General features: G+C 63.1%; 15 protein-coding genes. 6 read left to right on the top strand and 9 right to left on the bottom strand.

Annotation, left to right across the window (positions count from 1 at the left end; genetic code table 11):
* Positions 1 to 51: 51 nt before the first annotated feature.
* A complete protein-coding gene (locus tag BI343_RS16240; protein ID WP_071110485.1) occupies positions 52 to 4,257 on the bottom strand; it encodes a sensor domain-containing protein in 4,206 nt (1,401 codons plus the stop codon).
* Positions 4,258 to 4,448: 191 nt separating this feature from the next.
* Here BI343_RS16240 and BI343_RS16235 point away from each other — a divergent pair, with 191 nt between their 5' ends.
* Positions 4,449 to 5,273, top strand: a complete 825-nt coding sequence (locus tag BI343_RS16235; protein ID WP_071110484.1) for a hypothetical protein — start codon at positions 4,449 to 4,451, stop codon at positions 5,271 to 5,273.
* Here the strand turns inward: BI343_RS16235 and BI343_RS16230 are convergent.
* Positions 5,270 to 5,890, bottom strand: coding sequence for an FMN-binding negative transcriptional regulator (locus BI343_RS16230; RefSeq protein ID WP_071110483.1), 621 nt, complete (start codon positions 5,888 to 5,890; stop codon positions 5,270 to 5,272). The two genes, BI343_RS16235 and BI343_RS16230, sit on opposite strands and share 4 nt — an antisense overlap.
* Positions 5,891 to 6,001: 111 nt before the next feature.
* Between BI343_RS16230 and gntR the strand changes: the two genes are divergently transcribed.
* The 4 genes from gntR to BI343_RS16210 all read left to right on the top strand — a co-directional run bounded on the left by gntR (position 6,002) and on the right by BI343_RS16210 (position 9,833).
* Positions 6,002 to 7,021: an HTH-type transcriptional regulator GntR gene (gene gntR / locus BI343_RS16225; protein ID WP_071110482.1), complete on the top strand. Its 1,020-nt coding sequence runs from the start codon at positions 6,002 to 6,004 to the stop codon at positions 7,019 to 7,021.
* Positions 7,022 to 7,193: 172 nt separating this feature from the next.
* On the top strand, positions 7,194 to 7,694 hold the full coding sequence (locus tag BI343_RS16220; protein ID WP_071110481.1) for a gluconokinase: 501 nt from the start codon (positions 7,194 to 7,196) through the stop codon (positions 7,692 to 7,694).
* A gap of 26 nt (positions 7,695 to 7,720) precedes the next feature.
* A complete protein-coding gene (locus BI343_RS16215) occupies positions 7,721 to 9,028 on the top strand; it encodes an MFS transporter (RefSeq protein ID WP_071110480.1) in 1,308 nt (435 codons plus the stop codon).
* Positions 9,029 to 9,221: 193 nt separating this feature from the next.
* Positions 9,222 to 9,833, top strand: coding sequence for a beta/gamma crystallin domain-containing protein (locus BI343_RS16210; RefSeq protein WP_071110479.1), 612 nt, complete (start codon positions 9,222 to 9,224; stop codon positions 9,831 to 9,833).
* An 82-nt stretch (positions 9,834 to 9,915) separates the two neighbouring features.
* Here BI343_RS16210 and nudB read toward each other — a convergent pair whose 3' ends face one another.
* From nudB to BI343_RS16175, 7 genes are read right to left on the bottom strand one after another with little or no spacing between them, the layout of a single operon-like run.
* Positions 9,916 to 10,365 (bottom strand): dihydroneopterin triphosphate diphosphatase, encoded by a 450-nt coding sequence (gene nudB / locus BI343_RS16205; protein WP_071110478.1) that lies wholly within the window; start codon positions 10,363 to 10,365, stop codon positions 9,916 to 9,918.
* A complete protein-coding gene (locus tag BI343_RS16200; protein WP_043626097.1) occupies positions 10,366 to 10,986 on the bottom strand; it encodes a response regulator transcription factor in 621 nt (206 codons plus the stop codon).
* Positions 10,987 to 10,998: 12 nt separating this feature from the next.
* On the bottom strand, positions 10,999 to 12,288 hold the full coding sequence (locus BI343_RS16195; protein ID WP_244886675.1) for a mechanosensitive ion channel family protein: 1,290 nt from the start codon (positions 12,286 to 12,288) through the stop codon (positions 10,999 to 11,001).
* A 54-nt stretch (positions 12,289 to 12,342) separates the two neighbouring features.
* Positions 12,343 to 13,035: a lipoprotein-releasing ABC transporter ATP-binding protein LolD gene (gene lolD / locus BI343_RS16190; protein WP_043626101.1), complete on the bottom strand. Its 693-nt coding sequence runs from the start codon at positions 13,033 to 13,035 to the stop codon at positions 12,343 to 12,345.
* Positions 13,028 to 14,266: a lipoprotein-releasing ABC transporter permease subunit gene (locus tag BI343_RS16185; RefSeq protein ID WP_043626104.1), complete on the bottom strand. Its 1,239-nt coding sequence runs from the start codon at positions 14,264 to 14,266 to the stop codon at positions 13,028 to 13,030. Before BI343_RS16185 ends, lolD begins: the two co-directional genes overlap by 8 nt.
* A gap of 2 nt (positions 14,267 to 14,268) precedes the next feature.
* Positions 14,269 to 14,499, bottom strand: a complete 231-nt coding sequence (locus tag BI343_RS16180) for a hypothetical protein (RefSeq protein ID WP_043626106.1) — start codon at positions 14,497 to 14,499, stop codon at positions 14,269 to 14,271.
* Between the two features lie 58 nt (positions 14,500 to 14,557).
* Positions 14,558 to 15,289 carry a C40 family peptidase gene (locus BI343_RS16175; protein WP_169829029.1) on the bottom strand — a complete coding sequence of 244 codons (732 nt, stop codon included), beginning with the start codon at positions 15,287 to 15,289 and terminating at the stop codon, positions 14,558 to 14,560.
* Positions 15,290 to 15,412: 123 nt separating this feature from the next.
* On the opposite strand from BI343_RS16175, the gene BI343_RS16170 reads away from it, so the two are divergent.
* Positions 15,413 to 17,032: an ABC1 kinase family protein gene (locus tag BI343_RS16170; RefSeq protein ID WP_339375045.1), complete on the top strand. Its 1,620-nt coding sequence runs from the start codon at positions 15,413 to 15,415 to the stop codon at positions 17,030 to 17,032.
* Positions 17,033 to 17,084 lie beyond the last annotated feature (52 nt).

The following is a 17,084-nucleotide window of genomic DNA, read 5'->3' as shown; positions in this document are numbered from 1 at the left end:
CAACAGGTTCGGTGCCGCAGGCCTTGAGCTTAGCGACGAATATTCCCTATGTCATTTCATTTGAATGTCCAGCCCCGGCGCCCCGGGGTCCAGCTGGCGCCAGACCGCGTCATCGCGCCAATGCCGGCACCAGTCCGGCACGGCGGCGGCCTCCATCGGCCGGGCGATGCCGAAACCCTGGGCATAGCGGCACCCCAGCGCGCGCAGCGCGGCGCCATGCTCCAGCGTTTCCACGCCTTCGGCGATCACCTTGCGATTAAAGATCGCCGCCAACTGAATCACGCCTTCAACGATGTGGCGATCATCGGCGCTGGTCAGCATGTCGTGTATGAAGCTGTTGTCTATCTTCAGCGTTTCCACCGGCAGGCGGCGCAGATAATTCAGCGAGGCATAACCGGTGCCGAAATCATCCAGGGCGAAATGGACGCCAAGCTGGCGGCAACGCCGCAGCGTCTCGATGGTTCTCTCCACATCCGCCTCCGCGCTCTCCTGGATCTCCAGCTCCAGAAAGTCCGGCGGCACATTCGGATACAGGGCCAGGCTTTGCGCCAGATGATCGCAAAAATCCGCGCTGAGCAGATAGTGCGCGCTGACATTGGTGCTGATCCGAATGGAGAAGCCGGCATCGGCCCATTGCGAAACCTGCTTCAGCGCGGCATCCAGCACCCATTGCCCGAATGCGCCTTCCAATTCGTGCCCGCGCAGATGCGGCAGAAACTCCGCCGGCGCAAGCAAGCCGCGCTTGGGGTGGTGCCAGCGGATCAAAGCCTCCACGCCGATGATCTCGCCATCGAACAAATCGACCTTGGGCTGGTAGAACAAAGCGAACTCGTCGCGGCCCAGCGCCTGGCTCAGCAACTCCAGGAACAGCCGATGCTCCTGCGCCACGCGGTCGCTTTCCGGATCGAACAGCTGATAGCGGTTCTTGCCCGCCTCCTTGGCCACATACATCGCCTGGTCGGCGTGGCGCAGCAGCGTGTCCGGATCGACATTGTCCTGCGGATACAGGCTGACGCCTACGCTGCAGGTGACGTTGACCGTGATATTGCCCACCGGCACCGGCGCGGCCACCGCCTGCAGTATCCGGTCCAGCACCAGCATGCACTCTTCGGTGGAGCCGACCTCGGACAACAGCACCACGAACTCGTCGCCCCCCAGCCGCGCCAAGGTGTCGTCGCCGCGCAGCACGGATTTGAGGTGCCCGCTCACCGCCACCAGCAGTTGGTCACCCACTTCATGGCCATATTGATCGTTGACTGATTTGAAGCCATCCAGATCGAGGAAGCACACCGCGCAGGACTTGCCGCTGCGCGTGGCGCGCATGATGGCCTGGCGCAGCCGGTCGGACAACAGCCGGCGGTTCGGCACGCCGGTCAACGGATCGAAATGCGCCACCCTGTCCAGTTCCGCCTCATGCACCTTCAGCTGGGTGATATCGGAGAAAATGCCGATATAGTGCTGCACTTGGCCATTCTCATCCCGCACCACCGATATCGATAACAACTCGGCGTACAGCTCGCCGTTCTTGCGGCGGTTCCACAACTCGCCGCGCCAGAAGTTATGCCCCTTCACCGAACTCCACAACTCTTCGTAAAAGCTGTTTGACTGTTTGCCGGAGGACAGCATGCTGGGTTTGCGGCCTATCACTTCCTCCGCGCCATAGCCGGTGATGCGGCTGAAAGCCTGATTGACCTTGGTGATCACCCCATCCGGACTGACCATCAAAATGCCCTCGTAACTGCTGTCGAACACCGCCGCGGCCTCTTTCTGCGCCTGTTCGAGCACTTTGCGCTCGGTGATGTCGGTATGCGTGCCAGACATCATCAGCGGCTGGCCCGCCGCGTCGCGCTCCACCACCCGGCCGCGCGACAATATCCAGCGCCAGTCGCCGGCGCGGGTGCGGCAGCGAATCTCCACCTCATGGCTGGCGGACTCCGCGCGCAGATTGCGTTGGATCGACTCTTTCGCCCGCGCCGCATCGTCCGGATGCACATGGTCGTACCAGTTTTCCGCGGTGATGCGCATCTCTCCCGGGCCATAGCCCAACATGCTCTCCCAGCGCGGGCTGACCTGAAAACTGCCGGTCTTCAGATTCCAGTCCCAGAAGCCCTGATCCGACCCCTCGATCACCCGCGCCAATTGCTGCTCGCGGCTGCGCAAAGCCTGCTCGGCGCGGCGCTGCTCGGTCAAATCGCGGCCAAACGCCATGTAGCGGCCATCTTTCAGCCGGCCGGTGGCCAGATCGACGCAGATGCTGCCGCCTTTCTTCTGCCGCAGCAGCCACTCCGAGCGCAGAAAGGCGCCGGAGGCGATCTGCTCCAGATGCCCCGGCAGCATGGGGAGAGACTCCGGCGCGACCAGATCGCGGATCTGCATGCCTTTCAACTCGTCCAGGCTGTGCCCGGTGAGCCGGCAAGCCGCAGGATTAGCGAAGATGTAAAACCCGTCGGGATCAGTCACCCAAATCGCCTCGCCGGCCTCATTCAGCACCAGCCGCAGATCGTCGTCCACCCGCTTGCGTTCGGTGATGTCGGACAGATTGCCCACCAGCCTCAGCGCCGCGCCGCGCTCGTCCCACTCCACCGCCCGGCCGCGAGTCTGCATCCAGCGCACGCCATGCTCCTGATTGGCCAGGCGGAATTCAACCTCGATGCGCGGCGATTTGCCGCGGCGGTGCGCTTCTATCGCCTGCAGCACGAAAGGCAGGTCTGCCGGATGAATCAATTGCCGGAAGAAACGGAAATCGCCGCTGTCATCCTCCGCCCGCGTGCCGGTCACTTCGTAATAGCGAGGCGAACGGTATACCTTGTCGCTGCGCAGATCCCAATCCCAGAAACCATCGCTGGTGGCCTCCACCACCAGTTGCAGCCGCGCCTCGCTCGCCTTCACCTGCAAGGCCATGTTCTTGCGAGCGGTGATGTCCTGCATCGTGCCGTACAAAACCACCACTTTGCCGCCCTCATCCCGCCGGGCCTCGCCGCGCGCGGTCACCCAGCAGGAGGTCCCGTCCGCCCGCAGCACTTCCAGATCGCACTCATACCCCATCCCGATGAGCCGGCAGCGCTCCGTCGCTTCGGACAGCTGCGCCCAGCTATCCAGCATGAAAAAACGTTGCAGCGCGGCGTAATCCAAAGGCGGCCCATTGCCGTCCAGGCCAAACAGCCGGTAGATCTCCGCCGACCACTGATGGCGTCCGGTGCGCAAATCCCAGCTCCAACTGCCCAAGCCGGCCAATTGCTGCGCCAGTTGCAGCTCCGCTTCGCTGACGCGCAGGGCCTCTTCAGCGCGTTTCTGATCGGTGATGTCGCGCGAAATGCCGAACAGGCCGACCAAACGGCCGTCAGGCGCATAGACCGGCCCCTTGGTCACCAGAAATACCATGCCGCCGCCGCCTTGCAGCGTGAGCGATTCTTCCTGGGTCAGCACCCTGCCGGACTGCATGATCGCGCGATCAATCGCCATCAACTTGCGCGCGGTGCCTTCGTCAAACACCGCATAGTCATCCCGCCCCAGCACATCCGGCTCATTCTTGCCCACAAAAGCCAGGCCGGCCCGGTTGACCAGCAGGTAGCATCCATGCACGTCCTTGACAAACACGGCGTCCGACGTGCTGGACACCACCGCGTCCAGCAGCCTGCGGTTCAATTCCACCCGGGAAAGCGCATGGCGCAAGATGGCGCCCATCAGGCAGATCGACATGCCGGTCAAGACCAAGAAGACCAATTGCAGGTGCCGTTCCCAGGACTGCGCGGCATGCCCGCCCAAAACCGGCCAGGAATGGAAGGCCGTCACTGCCAGGGCGGTAGCGAGCAGACCAGGCCCCAAACCGCCCAGGTTGGCGCACAGCATGATGGGAAGGATGAACAGAATCAACATCGACTGCTCGGCATCCGCGCCGGACAGCGTGGCGCGCAGCGCCATGATGCAAGCGGTCAACAATACGGCCAGCAGATAGGCCAAGCGGACGGACCCGCGGCTGGGAAGCAAGTCGGCGGCCAATGCCACATGCCAGGCCGGCAAGTCGGTTTGACGCGCAGGAGCCGACCGCAGCGCCAGCAGCAGCAACAACAAGCTCACTGCGAGAAACAGCCCTTCCTTGATGAAAAACGCGCGCGAAGCGCCAAGCGCATGGATCCATGCATCGGGCAAAGCGAACCAAGCCCAGGCAAACGCGGCATACACCACCATGGCCAGCAAGATGAATCTTGTCCGCGGCTTCACCCGCATCGCGCCCCCCCTGCGGGCCAAATGGCCCATGGTGTTATCGCCTTGGAACCTCCCGCCACAGCAGACGCGCGAATCGCAGCGAGATCGTTCTGTCAATGTTTAGAACGCCTTCAATAAAGATATAGCATTGATAAACCCGGCAACGGCCATCTGAACCGACTTTCGTTTGAATTTGAACTATTCTTTAGCGGTAAAACAATATGTTGCTTGAAGGATCGGGGATGGAGTTTCAGTTTGATCTGGATGATCCGCTGCAATGCCTGGAGCGGATTTATCTACAGTTGAATCCCATGGTGGTGGCCTTCCGTCCGCTGATGAACGGCGGCCTGTTCGGCCCTGTCTTCGGCAGCGGCCTGCTGCTGTCCTATCGCGACGAAACCTTCATCATCACCTCGGAAGCCGTGCTGGCGGAAATTTGCGTCGCTTACAACCAGCAGGCATGGGCCTGCTCGGAGCGTCTGAAGTGGCCGCTGCGCGAACTGTGCTGCGCTTGTTCGCCGCATATGGAAATTGGCGCGATCCACATGCCGATCGACTGGCTGGACAAACAGCCTCAGCCCTCTTGCTTCGAACTGAGCGGCGTCGGCTGGGCGGACCCGCAGGCCAGCGCCTTCACCCTGCTGCTGGGTTACCCCGTCCCGAGCCGCTCGCCTTCCGCCGATCCGGATTCGGCCATCGGCATCGTGTCCCGCGCCTACCCAAACGGCAATCGAGACTGCAAAACGCTTCACCCGCTGTTCGTCGAATTCGACAGCCGCGACATCCTGAGCCGGCATCCCTTGGACAAGGCTGCCTTGCAGCACCATTATCAGCTTGGCGGCACCCCCGCCATCAGCCTGTACCATTCCTTCCGCGACGACAGCAATCGTCTGACCGCCTACCTGCAAGGCATCGTCACGGAATGGGACGCGGCAGGCATCGGCGCAGTCACTACCTCCACCATGCTGCTCAACGGTTTTCTCGACAACTATCTGCAGCAGCTGCAGCAAGGCGGCAAACAGACGAAGGACAATGTGGCCTCGCTGCTGGCGCGTTTTAGGCGCTAGGGCATCGCCGCAGCCACGCCGTCCGCCCGCGGCTCGCCCCGCTCGCGCAAGCCGGCTCGCACGCCATCGCGCGCGGCATCGCTCTGGTTCTGGCTCAGCTTGAACTTTCCCTCCAGGCTGTCCACCGTCAACTCTATGCCGACGATGGCCGCCATCATCTTGTCGATATAATCGGCCGGCGCGTCCCCCATCCGCCAGGGATGGGCGAAAGCGGCTTCGTGCTCGGTCGTGAGATCGTTTAGCAACTGCCGCAGCCATGTCCTGTCGTCCACCGCGCGCAAACGCCCGCGCGCATGCGCCACCATATAGTTCCAGGTCGGCACCACCTTGCCGTGCTCGGCCTTGGCCGGATACCAGCTCGGCGTCACGTAAGCGTCATCGCCCTGGAAAATGGCCACGGCCTGCGGCTCTCCGCCCAGCTGTTTCCACAAGGGATTGGCGCGCGCCACATGGCCGCGCAGAATCAAGGCCTCCTCCCGCCGCACCGCCAGCAAGGGAATATGATTGACCAGCGGGCCGTCTTCGCCATTGATCGCCAGCGTAGCCAATGGGCGGGCGCGCATCAGATGGCATAAAGCGTCCGCGTCGCTCGCCTGAAAATGCTTGGGCAAATACATGGGATGATCCTGTCAAATAAGCGCCATTATTCATTTCGTATCATGCCGCGGCAAGCCCGCGCGCTTCACGCTGCGCTACAATAGCGGCGGCCCATCCCCAAACTGAGAAACATGTCGAGAAAACCGCGCGTCCGCTCCGGCAGCGGCGTCACCATGCATGATGTCGCCCGCGCGGCGGGCGTCAGCGCCATTACCGTGTCGCGCGCGCTGAACCAGCCGCAGCAGGTTTCGCCGGCCTTGCGCGACAAGGTGATGCAAGCCGTGGACGCGCTGGGTTACGTCCCCAGCCGCTCGGCCAGCACCCTGGCCTCCGCGCGTTCGCGCACGGTGCTGGTGCTGATCCCGTCGCTGGGCAATACGGTGTTTCTGGACACGCTTGCCGGCATCGAGACCGTGTTGGCCGAGGCCGGCTACCAGATGCTGATCGGCAACAGCCACTACGACGCGGAACAAGAGCTGCAATTGCTGCGCGCTTATCTGCAGCACCGGCCGGACGGCGTGCTGCTGACCGGACTGAGCCATGCCGCGCCATTCGACGCCCTGTTGCGCAGGCACCGGCTGCCGGCGGTATACATGATGGATCTGGCCGACGACGGCCGCTGCTGCGTGGGCTTCTCGCAAGAAGAAGCCGGCGCGGCGATCACCCGCCACCTGCTGGAACGCGGCAAGCGCCGCATCGGGTTTCTGGGGGCGCAACTGGATGAACGGGTGATGAAACGCTTGTCCGGCTATCGCGCGGCCTTGGCCGAGGCAGGTTGCCACGATGCCGGCCTGGAATGGCTGGACCCGGCGCCTTCCAGCATGCAGATGGGTGCCGACATGCTGGACCGCGCGCTGGCGGCGCGGCCGGACTGCGACGCCCTGTTCTGCTGCAACGACGACTTGGCGATAGGCGCGCTGGCGCGCTGCCAACAGCTGGGCATCGCGGTGCCGGCGCGGCTGGCGGTGGCCGGCTTCAACGATCTGCAGGCGGCGGCCTGGTGCACGCCCGCCCTCACTACAGTCGCCACGCCGCGCCGCGAGATCGGCATCCAGGCCGCCCGCTCGCTGCTGGCGATGATAGAAGGCGATGCGCCGCAAGCGCTCCGTCTCGACCTGGGCTTTGCGTTGATGCTGCGCCGCAGCAGCTGAAATCCGCCTACCGCCCGTGCCGCCGCCTGTTGTGCGCCGACTACATTTCTTCCTATCGCAAGTGAAAACTTGATCCAGCTGCTTGTTGCCGCGCTTTTGTTAGCGCTAACATCATTGCCATTCGGCCGATCTGGCATCGGCCATTTCTTCACTCTAATTTGTTAGCGCTAACATGAATACCCGCAATATCGTGGTGATGGGCGTGGCCGGCTGCGGCAAAAGCAGCATAGGCAAAATGCTGGCGGATGCGATCGGCGCCGGCTTCATCGAGGGCGACAGCTTCCACCCGCCGGAAAATATCGAACGCATGCGCGCAGGCATTCCGCTGGACGATGCCAGCCGCGCCGGCTGGCTGGCCAATCTGGCCGAACAACTGCGGCAGGCGCGCGCCGATGGCCGCGCCATCGTATTGGCCTGCTCCGCCCTGAAGCGGCGCTATCGCGACGTGCTTCGCCAAGGCGACCCGGAACTGCGCTTCGTCCACCTGGGCGGCGAAGCGGAGCTGATCGCCGCGCGCATGCGCGAACGCAGCGGGCATTTCATGCCGGAGAGCCTGCTGACCAGCCAGTTCGCCGATCTGGAAGCGCCCGGCGCGGACGAGCGCGCCATCGCGGTGGACATCGGCGCGCCGCCGGAAGCCCTGCTGCGGCAAATCCTGGACTCGCTGAAATAACACAACGCAGAAATGAGGAGAACAATATGCATGCCCCATCACAACAGCAACACCAGGTTCCCGCCCGCCGCTGGCGCATAGGCTGGCTGCTGGGCATCGGTATCCTGGTCAATTATTTCGACCGCATCAGCCTGTCGGTGGCCGCGCCGCAGCTGCAGCAGGAATTCGGCCTGAGCAACGGCGAACTGGGCTTGTTGTTCAGCGCCTTCTTCTGGAGCTACGCGCTGCTGCAAATCCCCACCGGCGTGATCCTGGACCGCTTCGGCACCACGCGCATCGGCCGGCTGGGCGCGCTGCTGTGGGGCGTGGCCGCCACGCTGACCGCCTGCGCCGGCGGCTTCGCCGGCATCTTCGCCGCCCGCGTGCTGCTGGGCGTCGCCGAAGCGCCGGGTTTTCCGGTCAGCTCCAAGGCCACCGGCTACTGGTTCCCGCGCCGCGAGCGGGCCATGGCCACCGCCATCTTCGACGCCGCGGCCAAGTTCTCCAACGTGATAGGCGTGCCGCTGGTGGCGCTAGCCGTGGTGCATCTTGGCTGGCGCTGGGGCTTCGGTGTGTCGGCCATCCTCAGCGTGCTGTACTTCATCGCTTTTTATCTGATCTACCGCGACCCCAGCGCCGACAAGAAACTCAGCGCGGCAGAGCGCCAGTACATCATCCAGGGCGGAGCCGCCGAAGAAGGCGTCAGCCAGCAGGGATCGATGGCAATGCTGGGTTACCTGCTGCGCCAGCGCAAGGTGTGGGGGCTGTCCATCGGCTTCGCCGCCTACGGCTATGTGTTCTACCTGTTCCTGACTTGGCTGCCCGGCTATCTGGTGCAGGCCATGCACATGGATATCCTGAAGTCGGCCTGGTTCTCCGCCATTCCCTGGATGTTCGCCACCTTGTCCGACCTGTTCGTCGGCGGCTGGCTGATAGACAAGCTGATTGCCCGCGGCCACGATGAAACCCGCGTGCGCAAGGCGGTGCTGCTATGCGGCATGACCATGGGCATGGCGGTGTTCGGCGCCACGACCACTACCGACCCGTATATCGCCATCATCTGGATCACCATCGCGCTGAGCGGCCTGGCCGCCGCCGCGCCGGTGGGTTGGTCGCTGCCATCGCTGATCGCGCCGCGCGGCGGCACCGGCACCGTCGGCGGCATCATGAATTTCGCCAACAATATGATGGGCGCCGTCGCCCCCATCGTCACCGGCTTCATCGTCGGCGCCACCCATTCCTTCACCAATGCCTTCCTGGTGGCCGGCTGCATGCTGGTGATCGGCATCCTGGCTTTTGTCTTCCTGCTCGGCCCTATCGAGCAGCTGCCCGAACCCGGCGTCTCCCCGGATTAAGGCAGCCCCTCGGCCCCGGCGCACGCTGGGGCTTTCTTGCGTCCCGCGCTCAAAAACCATGCATAAAAAGCGGGAATTTCAAGCTTATCACCCCTGCCTACTCGGTCTGTTGCCGTTGCTATGGACTGGCTGCATGCTGCGCGCTGCAGTCAAACCCTGATTTTCCCCAACACTTTCGATCAAGGAGCACGGCATGGCGCTGTTACCGGACCAAATCGCTTTCTTCCGCACCAACGATCTGCAAGGCGAGCCCACGTACTACAAGGTGGGTGACGATGTTACCCTGCATGGCGAACTCAATGACAAATACAAATCGGTGGAAGTCGGAGAAACCGCCAAAGTGCGCTGCTACCAGCACATCAACGGCAGCGGCCTGACTCATGAATACCAACCGGGCCGGCATCAAAATATAGATGCGCAGATCAGCGGCCTGTCCAAATTCCAGGTGCTGGCGCTGGACACCCGCTTCGCCGTGGGAATCAAGCTGCACGACAAGACCGGCGGCGAGCCGGGCGATTACAGGATGGAGTTCAAGGCCGCGGCCATTGGAGAGGTGGAAGTGCTCTCCGGCCAGGATGAATATGCTTTCCTGCCCGCCAGTGGCGACTCCAATGAAATCACCTGCGCCATTTTCGTGTTCGACCGCCACCACAACTCAATCGCCTTAGGCACCGTCTACTTCCAATGGAACCCGCATAGCCACGAAATCCACATCACGTCTTACGACGAAACCTTTCCGGCCAATATGTCTTACCGCAAGGACGACCAGACTCGGATCACCTTCTATCTGGACAGCGTCAAATAAACGTTGACGCACAACACGAGAAAACACAAACGCGGCAAAGCCCGCCGAAGCGGGCTTTGTTTTCACTGCGTATCTTGCGCACTCAGGCCGTGAGGCCGAGTTTCTGCGGCAGCAGCCGCAAGGCCTCGGCATTGGATGGCGAAAAAGCCAGCGAGGCGGCTTCATCCCACGGCAGCCAGCGGTAACCCAGATGCTCGCGCGGCGCCAGCGCCACCTCGCAAGGCTCCGGCAGCAGCAGGCCAAACACATGCTCGTCATTATGGGTGACGCCCTCCGGATAACGGTGGCGCCAGTGATCGTAGATTTCGTAGCGGTTGACGATGCGCCAGTCACTGAGCGCGAAGCGCGAGGCGTCCAGCCCGGTTTCCTCCGCCACCTCGCGGCGGGCGGTGTCGATCAGATCCTCGTCGCCCTCGCGGCTGCCGGTCACCGACTGCCAGTAGCCGGGCTTGTCCGCCCGCTCCAGCAGCAAAACCTGGCCATCGCGGCTATGAATCACCACCAGCACTGAAACCGGCTGCTTGCTGCCCATCTAGATCTTGCCTCCTTGCGCGCCGGGCGCCGCCAGCATGCCGGCCAGCTCCACCGCGGATTTGACGCCCATTTTTTCGAATACCCGGGAACGATGGACCTCCACCGTCTTCATGCTGATGCACAGCTCCTCGGCGATCTGCTTGTTCAGTTTGCCGGCCAGGATCAGCTGCATCACTTCGCGCTCGCGCTCGGTCAGCAGCGCCAGCGCCGCGGCCACCTTCAATTGGTAGCCATGCAGCTGGCGGTTCTGCTCGTCCAGCGCCACCGCGGCGGCGGCGCGCTCCAACAGGTGAACGTCGTCGAACGGCTTCTCGATGAAATCCAGCGCGCCCAGCTTCAAGGCCGCCACCGCGTGCGGCACGTCTCCGTGCGCCGTCAACATGATCACTGGCGGACAGTAGGGCCACGCAGCCAGCTTTTCCAGCACAACAATGCCGCTGATGCCGGACAAGCGCAGGTCCAAAACAATGCCATTGTACTCGAAGCCGTTTTCGGCGGCGAGGAAAGCCTCGCCGCTGTCGAAGCCGTCCACCTGATAGCCCTGCCCGTCCAGCAGCCACAGCAGGGACTGCCGCACCGCCTCGTCGTCGTCGATGATGGCCAGACGCTTTGCGCTCATGATGTCTCCGTCTCAGCCCTGCGCCGGCTTGTCGCCGACGATGCGCACTTCCCGCTGCGGGAAGGGGATTTCGATGTTGTGCTGCTTGAACAGGCGCCAGATGGCGAGATTGATGTCCGACTTCAGGCCCATGAAGCCGTTTTCCGGATCCAGCACCCAGAAGCCCAGCTCCATATTGATGCCGCTGTCGGCGAACAAGGTGACAAAGGCGTTCGGCCCCGACTGCGTCTGCACGCGCGGATGCACCGCCGCCTGCTTGAGCAAGGACATGGCCAGGTCCAGATCGGTGCCGTAGGCCACCTGCACCGGCACGCTGGTCCACAAGCTCTTTTCCGAGTACGACTGATTGACCACCGTATTGGACACCAGCAGGTCGTTCGGAATCAGCGCCTCGCTGCCATCGCCGCCGCGCAGCACCACATAGCGAGAAGTCATGCGGGTGACGTTGCCCACCCGGTCGCCCACCATCAGGCGGTCGCCGATGCGGATGGAGCGGTCCAGCAGAATGACGAAGCCGGACAGGAAATTCCGTGCGATGTTCTGCAGGCTCAGACCCAGGCCGATGGTGAAGCCGCCGCCCAGCGCCGCCAGCACGGTCAGATCGATGCCCACTACCGGCAAGGCGACCATCACCGCGATCACCACCAGGATGATGCGCGTCAGTTTGGCGAACACGATGCGCAGATTGGAATCGAGGTGCTTGAGCTTCATGATGCGCGCTTCGATCAGGCGGCTGGCCCACAACGCCACCACCACGATCACCGTCACCCACAGCAGGCCGTTGATGATGGTCAGCATGTCCAGCTTGGTCTTGCCGATGCTGAAGGTCATCGACTCCAGCCAATCCGTCACCGCCACGTCGAAGCCTATGGTCCAGCTGACGAAACCCAGCCACAGCGCGGTAGCCAGCACGTGCTCGGAATGCCGCTCGAAGCGGCTGGACGGAAACGCCTGCCGCACCACGGCCGTGCACAGCCGGATCACCGCCAGCCAGAACAGCATGGCGCTGAAGATATGCAGCACCAGCATGGGCGCGTGCTCCAGCCGGCCCCAGGCCAGGCTGGCCGCGATCACCAGCAACTGCGCGGATACCGGCAGCACCAGCCGGAAGCCTAGATACGGCAGGAACTGCTCGTAGCGCTCAGGCGTGTCGGTGAACCAGCGGCGGTAAAGACGGCGGGCGATGACGACAGCCAGCAAGACGCAGAGCGCGCCTATGCCCAGCTCGATCAAGCCATTAGGGGTTTGCAGCGCGTCAAGCAGCGCGAAAAAATCCATTTCCTTGCGGATGAACAACAGCAAAGTCCGACTCCTTGTCAAAACGGTGAACGGGCCGATCGCTCGGCCCGTTCTCGATCAGGCGGAAACCGCATCTGACCGCGCCAGGCGGCCTTCGTTCAATCGCAGCACCCGCTGGGTGCGAGCGGCCAGATCCAAATCATGGGTGACGATGATCAGACTGGTGCCCAAGGTGCGGTTCAACTCCAGCATCAGCTCGAACACCTGGCGCGCCGTATTGGCGTCCAGATTGCCGGTCGGCTCGTCGGCCAGCAGACAGGCCGGCTGCGTGACCAGCGCGCGGGCGATGGCGGCCCGCTGCCGCTCGCCGCCGGACAGCTCGCCCGGCTTGTGCTCCAAGCGCTTGCCCAGGCCCACTTTCTCCAGCATGTCGGCCGCGCGGCGCGCCGCCTCGGCCTTATCCATCCGGCGGATCAACAACGGCATCATCACGTTTTCCAGCGCGGAAAATTCCGGCAGCAGGTGATGGAATTGATAGACGAAGCCCAGCGACGCATTGCGCAGCCGGCCGCGCTCGTCCTCGGTCAGCTGAGCCAGGTTCTTGCCCAGCACCTCCACCGTGCCATGGCTGGGCGTGTCCAGACCGCCCAGCAGATGCAGCAGCGTGCTCTTGCCGGAGCCGGACGCGCCGACGATGGCCAGATGCTCGCCCTTGGCCACGTCCAGATCGATGCCGGACAGCACATCCAGCGCCAGCTTGCCTTCCTGGTAGCGCTTGCCCAGCTGGCGGCAGCTCAATACTTTACTCATAGCGCAGCGCCTCCGCCGGTTGCGTGCGCGCCGCGCGCCAGCTGGGGTACAGCGTGGCGAACAGCGCCAGCAGCAGGGAAATGATGGTGATGGTGGACACGTCGCCCCACTGCACGTCGGACGGCAAGTAGTCGATCATGTAGACGTCGCTGGACAGGATTTTGGCGCCGATGATGCGTTCGATCACCGGCACGATAACATCCAGATTCAGCGCGATGGCCACGCCGCTGATGGCGCCCGCCAGCGTGCCCAGCACGCCGGCCACCGCGCCCTGGATCATGAAGATTTTCATGATGCTGCCCGGCGACGCGCCCAGCGTGCGCAAGATCGCGATGTCGGCCTGCTTGTCGGTCACCACCATCACCAGCGTGGACACCAGATTGAAGGCCGCCACCGCCACGATCAGCGTCAGGATGATGGTCATCATCCGCTTCTCGATCTGCACCGCGCGGAAGTAATTGGCATTGGTATCGGTCCAGTCCGTCACCATCAGCTGCGGCAGCTGCGGGCGCAGGCTTTCCTTCAATTGCGGCGCCAAGAGCGGGTCGTCCAGCTTCAGCCGCACGCCGCTGACCGTATCGCCCATGCGTTCCAGCACTTGGGCATCGCGCAGGTTGACCATGGCCAGCGAGGAGTCGAACTCGAACATGTCCACCTTGAAAATGCCCACCACGGTGAACTGCTTGGAGCGCGGAATCATGCCGGCCGGCGTGATATTGCCCTGCGGCGTCATCAGCGTCACCTTGTCGCCGACGCCCACGCCCAGCTGGCGCGCCAGCTCCACGCCCAAGGCCATGCCGAAGCTGCCCGGCTGCAGATTGTCCAGCTTGCCGGCCACCATGTGGCGGCCCACGTCCACCACCTGATTTTCCAGCTTGGGCTCCACGCCGCGCACCAAGCCGCCGCGCACATTGCCATAGGCGACGAACAAGCCCTGGCTGCTGACAAAGGGCGCCGCGGCCACCACGTGAGGCTGCTTGACCAGCATATCGCGCGCGCCTTGCCAGTTGGGCAGCCGGCCGTCATAGCCGCTGACTTCCAGGTGGGAGGCTACGCTGAGGATGCGGCCGCGGATTTCCTTCTGGAAACCGTTCATCACCGACAGCACGATGATCAGCGCGGCCACGCCCAGCGCGATGCCGACGATGGAAATCAGAGAAATAAAGGAAATAAACCCATTGCGGCGCTTGGCGCGCAAATAGCGCAGCCCGATAAAGGCTTCAAATGGCATCGTCAGGCGTCTCGCTCGGAACGGTAGGGGTTGTCGAGGCTCTGCATCATCGCCACCAGGAAGTCGCGCACTTGCCGCTCGTCGCAGCCCATCAGCACGGCATCCTCGAAAGCGTCCTGCGCCAGCTGGGCGATCTCTTCCAGATTCTCGCGCATCACTTTCAGCTTCTCTACGCAGGCCACCACATTGCCTTCCGGATCCTTCCAGACCGGTATTTCAATCTTCAAAGTCATTTTCGTTCCTGAAAACAAGATGCCCGCAAGCTGCGGGCATCAGGCTAGACCCTTGGGTTCAGCGCTTGTGCTTCTTCTTGGCGGCATGCGAGGCCTTGGCCGCCTTTTTGCCGCGCGCCGGCTCGGCCGCCGCCTTGCATTTCTTGCCCTTGCGGCATTTGACTTGCGTCTCGGCTTTCTTGGCGCCGCCCTTCACGCTGACGTCATCAGAGGTATCGGCCGCCTGGTAGGCGGTGCTACGATTGACCCGGCGCGCTCCATTGTAGCGCGCGCTCCAGTAACTCTGTGACAAATTGGCCACTTCAATGTTCTTGCCGGTGCGCGGCGCATGGATGAATTTGTTGTTGCCCATGTAGATGCCGACATGGGAATAATTGAAGCCCCGGGTGTTGAAGAACACCAGATCCCCTGGCACCAGTTCGCCGCGGCCGACGGACTTGCCCACTTTGGCCATTTCGGCGGCGGTGCGCGGCAGGTTGACGCGCAGCGATTTCTGGAACACGTAGCGGATGAAGCCGCTGCAGTCCAGGCCGTCATCCGGCGTATTGCCGCCGAAGCGGTAGGCCACGCCCAGGAGACTCATCGCTTGCAAAAGCAGATCACCCACCGCATCCTCTTGCGGAGCGGCGTACTTGGAGATGGGATCGTCCGGTTTGTCGGCCGCCGAGCTGTCGGCTGCCGTTTTGCCATCGACCGGGGGCTTGTCCGGCGCGGCCTTGTCTGGCGCAGCCTGGGCGAAAACCATAAAGCCCGCCAGCGCCAGCGCTGATAAGCGGAGTTGCAATTTCATAGGCCGCACTCTATCGGACGGGACCGGTAGTGTAAAGCCAAGCGGAGCGGCGAAAAGCACATGATTCGGGAAACCTTGATTGCAATGCGGGACTTACCGCGACTAAGAGAAATCAGCGGAATTTTGATCCGTCATGGACTGGGAGAGTTCGCGCAGCGGCTGAAACTGCCGCGCGCCATGGAAAAAGCCGGCGAGTGGCTGAATCTGGGCCTGCCGGACGGCGAATCCGGCCAGCCGACGGCGGTGCGGGTGCGGCTGGCCTGTGAAGAGCTGGGCCCCACCTTCATCAAGCTGGGCCAGATCCTGTCCACCCGGGTGGACGTGTTCCCGCCGGATTGGATAGACGAATTCGAGAAGCTGCAAAACCGCGTGCCGCCCTTGCCGCCGGCCGCCGTGGAGCGCCTGGTGCGTGACGCGCTGGGAGACTCGCCCGAGGCGCTGTTCGCCGAATTCGACATGCGGCCGATAGGCTCCGCCTCCATCGCCCAGGTGCACCGCGCCAGACTTCATGACGGCAGCGAGGTGGCGGTCAAGCTGCGCCGCCCCGGCATCGCGGAAAAAGTGGAGGCCGATCTGCGCATCCTGGCCCACCTGGCCCACCTGCTGGAACTGGAATTCCCCGAGCTGCGCCGCTACCAGCCGTCCGGCATCGTCGCCCAGTTCGCGCGCTCTCTGCGGCGCGAGCTGGACCTCGCCATCGAAGCGCGGAATATGGAGCGCTTCGGCAAGGACTTTGCCGACGATCCGTGGGTGGAAGTGCCTCGCGCGCACTGGCAATACACCAACGCGGCGGTCAATGTGCAAAGCTACGTCGACGGCATTCCCGCCAGCGACCTAACCCGCCTGGAAAGCAGCGGTCTGGACGCGGTGCTGCTGGCGCAACGCGGCGCCGATGCGGTGCTGAAGATGATTTTGGTCAATGGTTTCTTCCATGCCGACCCCCACCCCGGCAATGTGTTCTTCCTGGCGGATCACCGCATCGCCTTCATCGACTTCGGCATGGTGGGCCGCATCAGCCATGTGCGGCGCGACGAAATCGTCGATCTATTGTCCGCCGTGGCCGAACACAACGAGCACGGCATCATCGACGTGCTGGTGGAATGGACCGGCAATACGCCGGTGGACATGCAGAAATTCGCCGACGAAGTCAGCGAGTTCATGTTTCAGTACGAACACGTGCCCTTGAAGGGCCTGAACATCAGCCAGCTGATCGGCGACATCATGACGCTGATCCGCAACCACGGCATCGTGCTGCCGCCGGACATGGCCATGTTGTTCAAGGCCTTGATCACGCTGGAGGGGCTGGGCCGGCAATTGAACCCGGATTTCCAGCTGGTGGCCCACATCACCCCCTTCGTCAAGGAACTGATCGTCGCGCGCTATCATCCAGCGGCGCTGCTGAAACGCGGCAGGCAATCGCTGTCCGAGGGGCTGGAAATGATCACCGGCTTGCCGCGCGATCTGGTGCGGGTGGGCCGCGACATGCGCCACGGCAAGTTCCGCGTCAACCTGGACCTGCAGCGGCTGGACAGCTTCGGCAAACAGCTGGACCGCAGCAGCAACCGGCTAACCATGGGCATCGTCACCGGCTGCCTGATCATAGGCTCGTCCATCGTCATGACGGTGAACGCCGGGCCCAAGCTGTTCGGCCTGCCGTTCTTCGGCTTCTTCGGCTTCATGCTGGCGCTGCTCAACAGCGTGTGGCTGGTGTGGTCGATCTGGCGCTCCGGCAAGGATCTATAAGCTCGCAAACACCGCCTGAGACGGCAGGCAATGCGCTCTCCATGCGCCAGCA

The sequence above is a fragment of the Chromobacterium amazonense genome, from assembly GCF_001855565.1.
Lineage (GTDB): Bacteria > Pseudomonadota > Gammaproteobacteria > Burkholderiales > Chromobacteriaceae > Chromobacterium > Chromobacterium amazonense.
The sequence above is the reverse complement of the archived record's forward strand: the minus strand, read 5'-3'. Positions and strand labels throughout refer to the sequence as shown.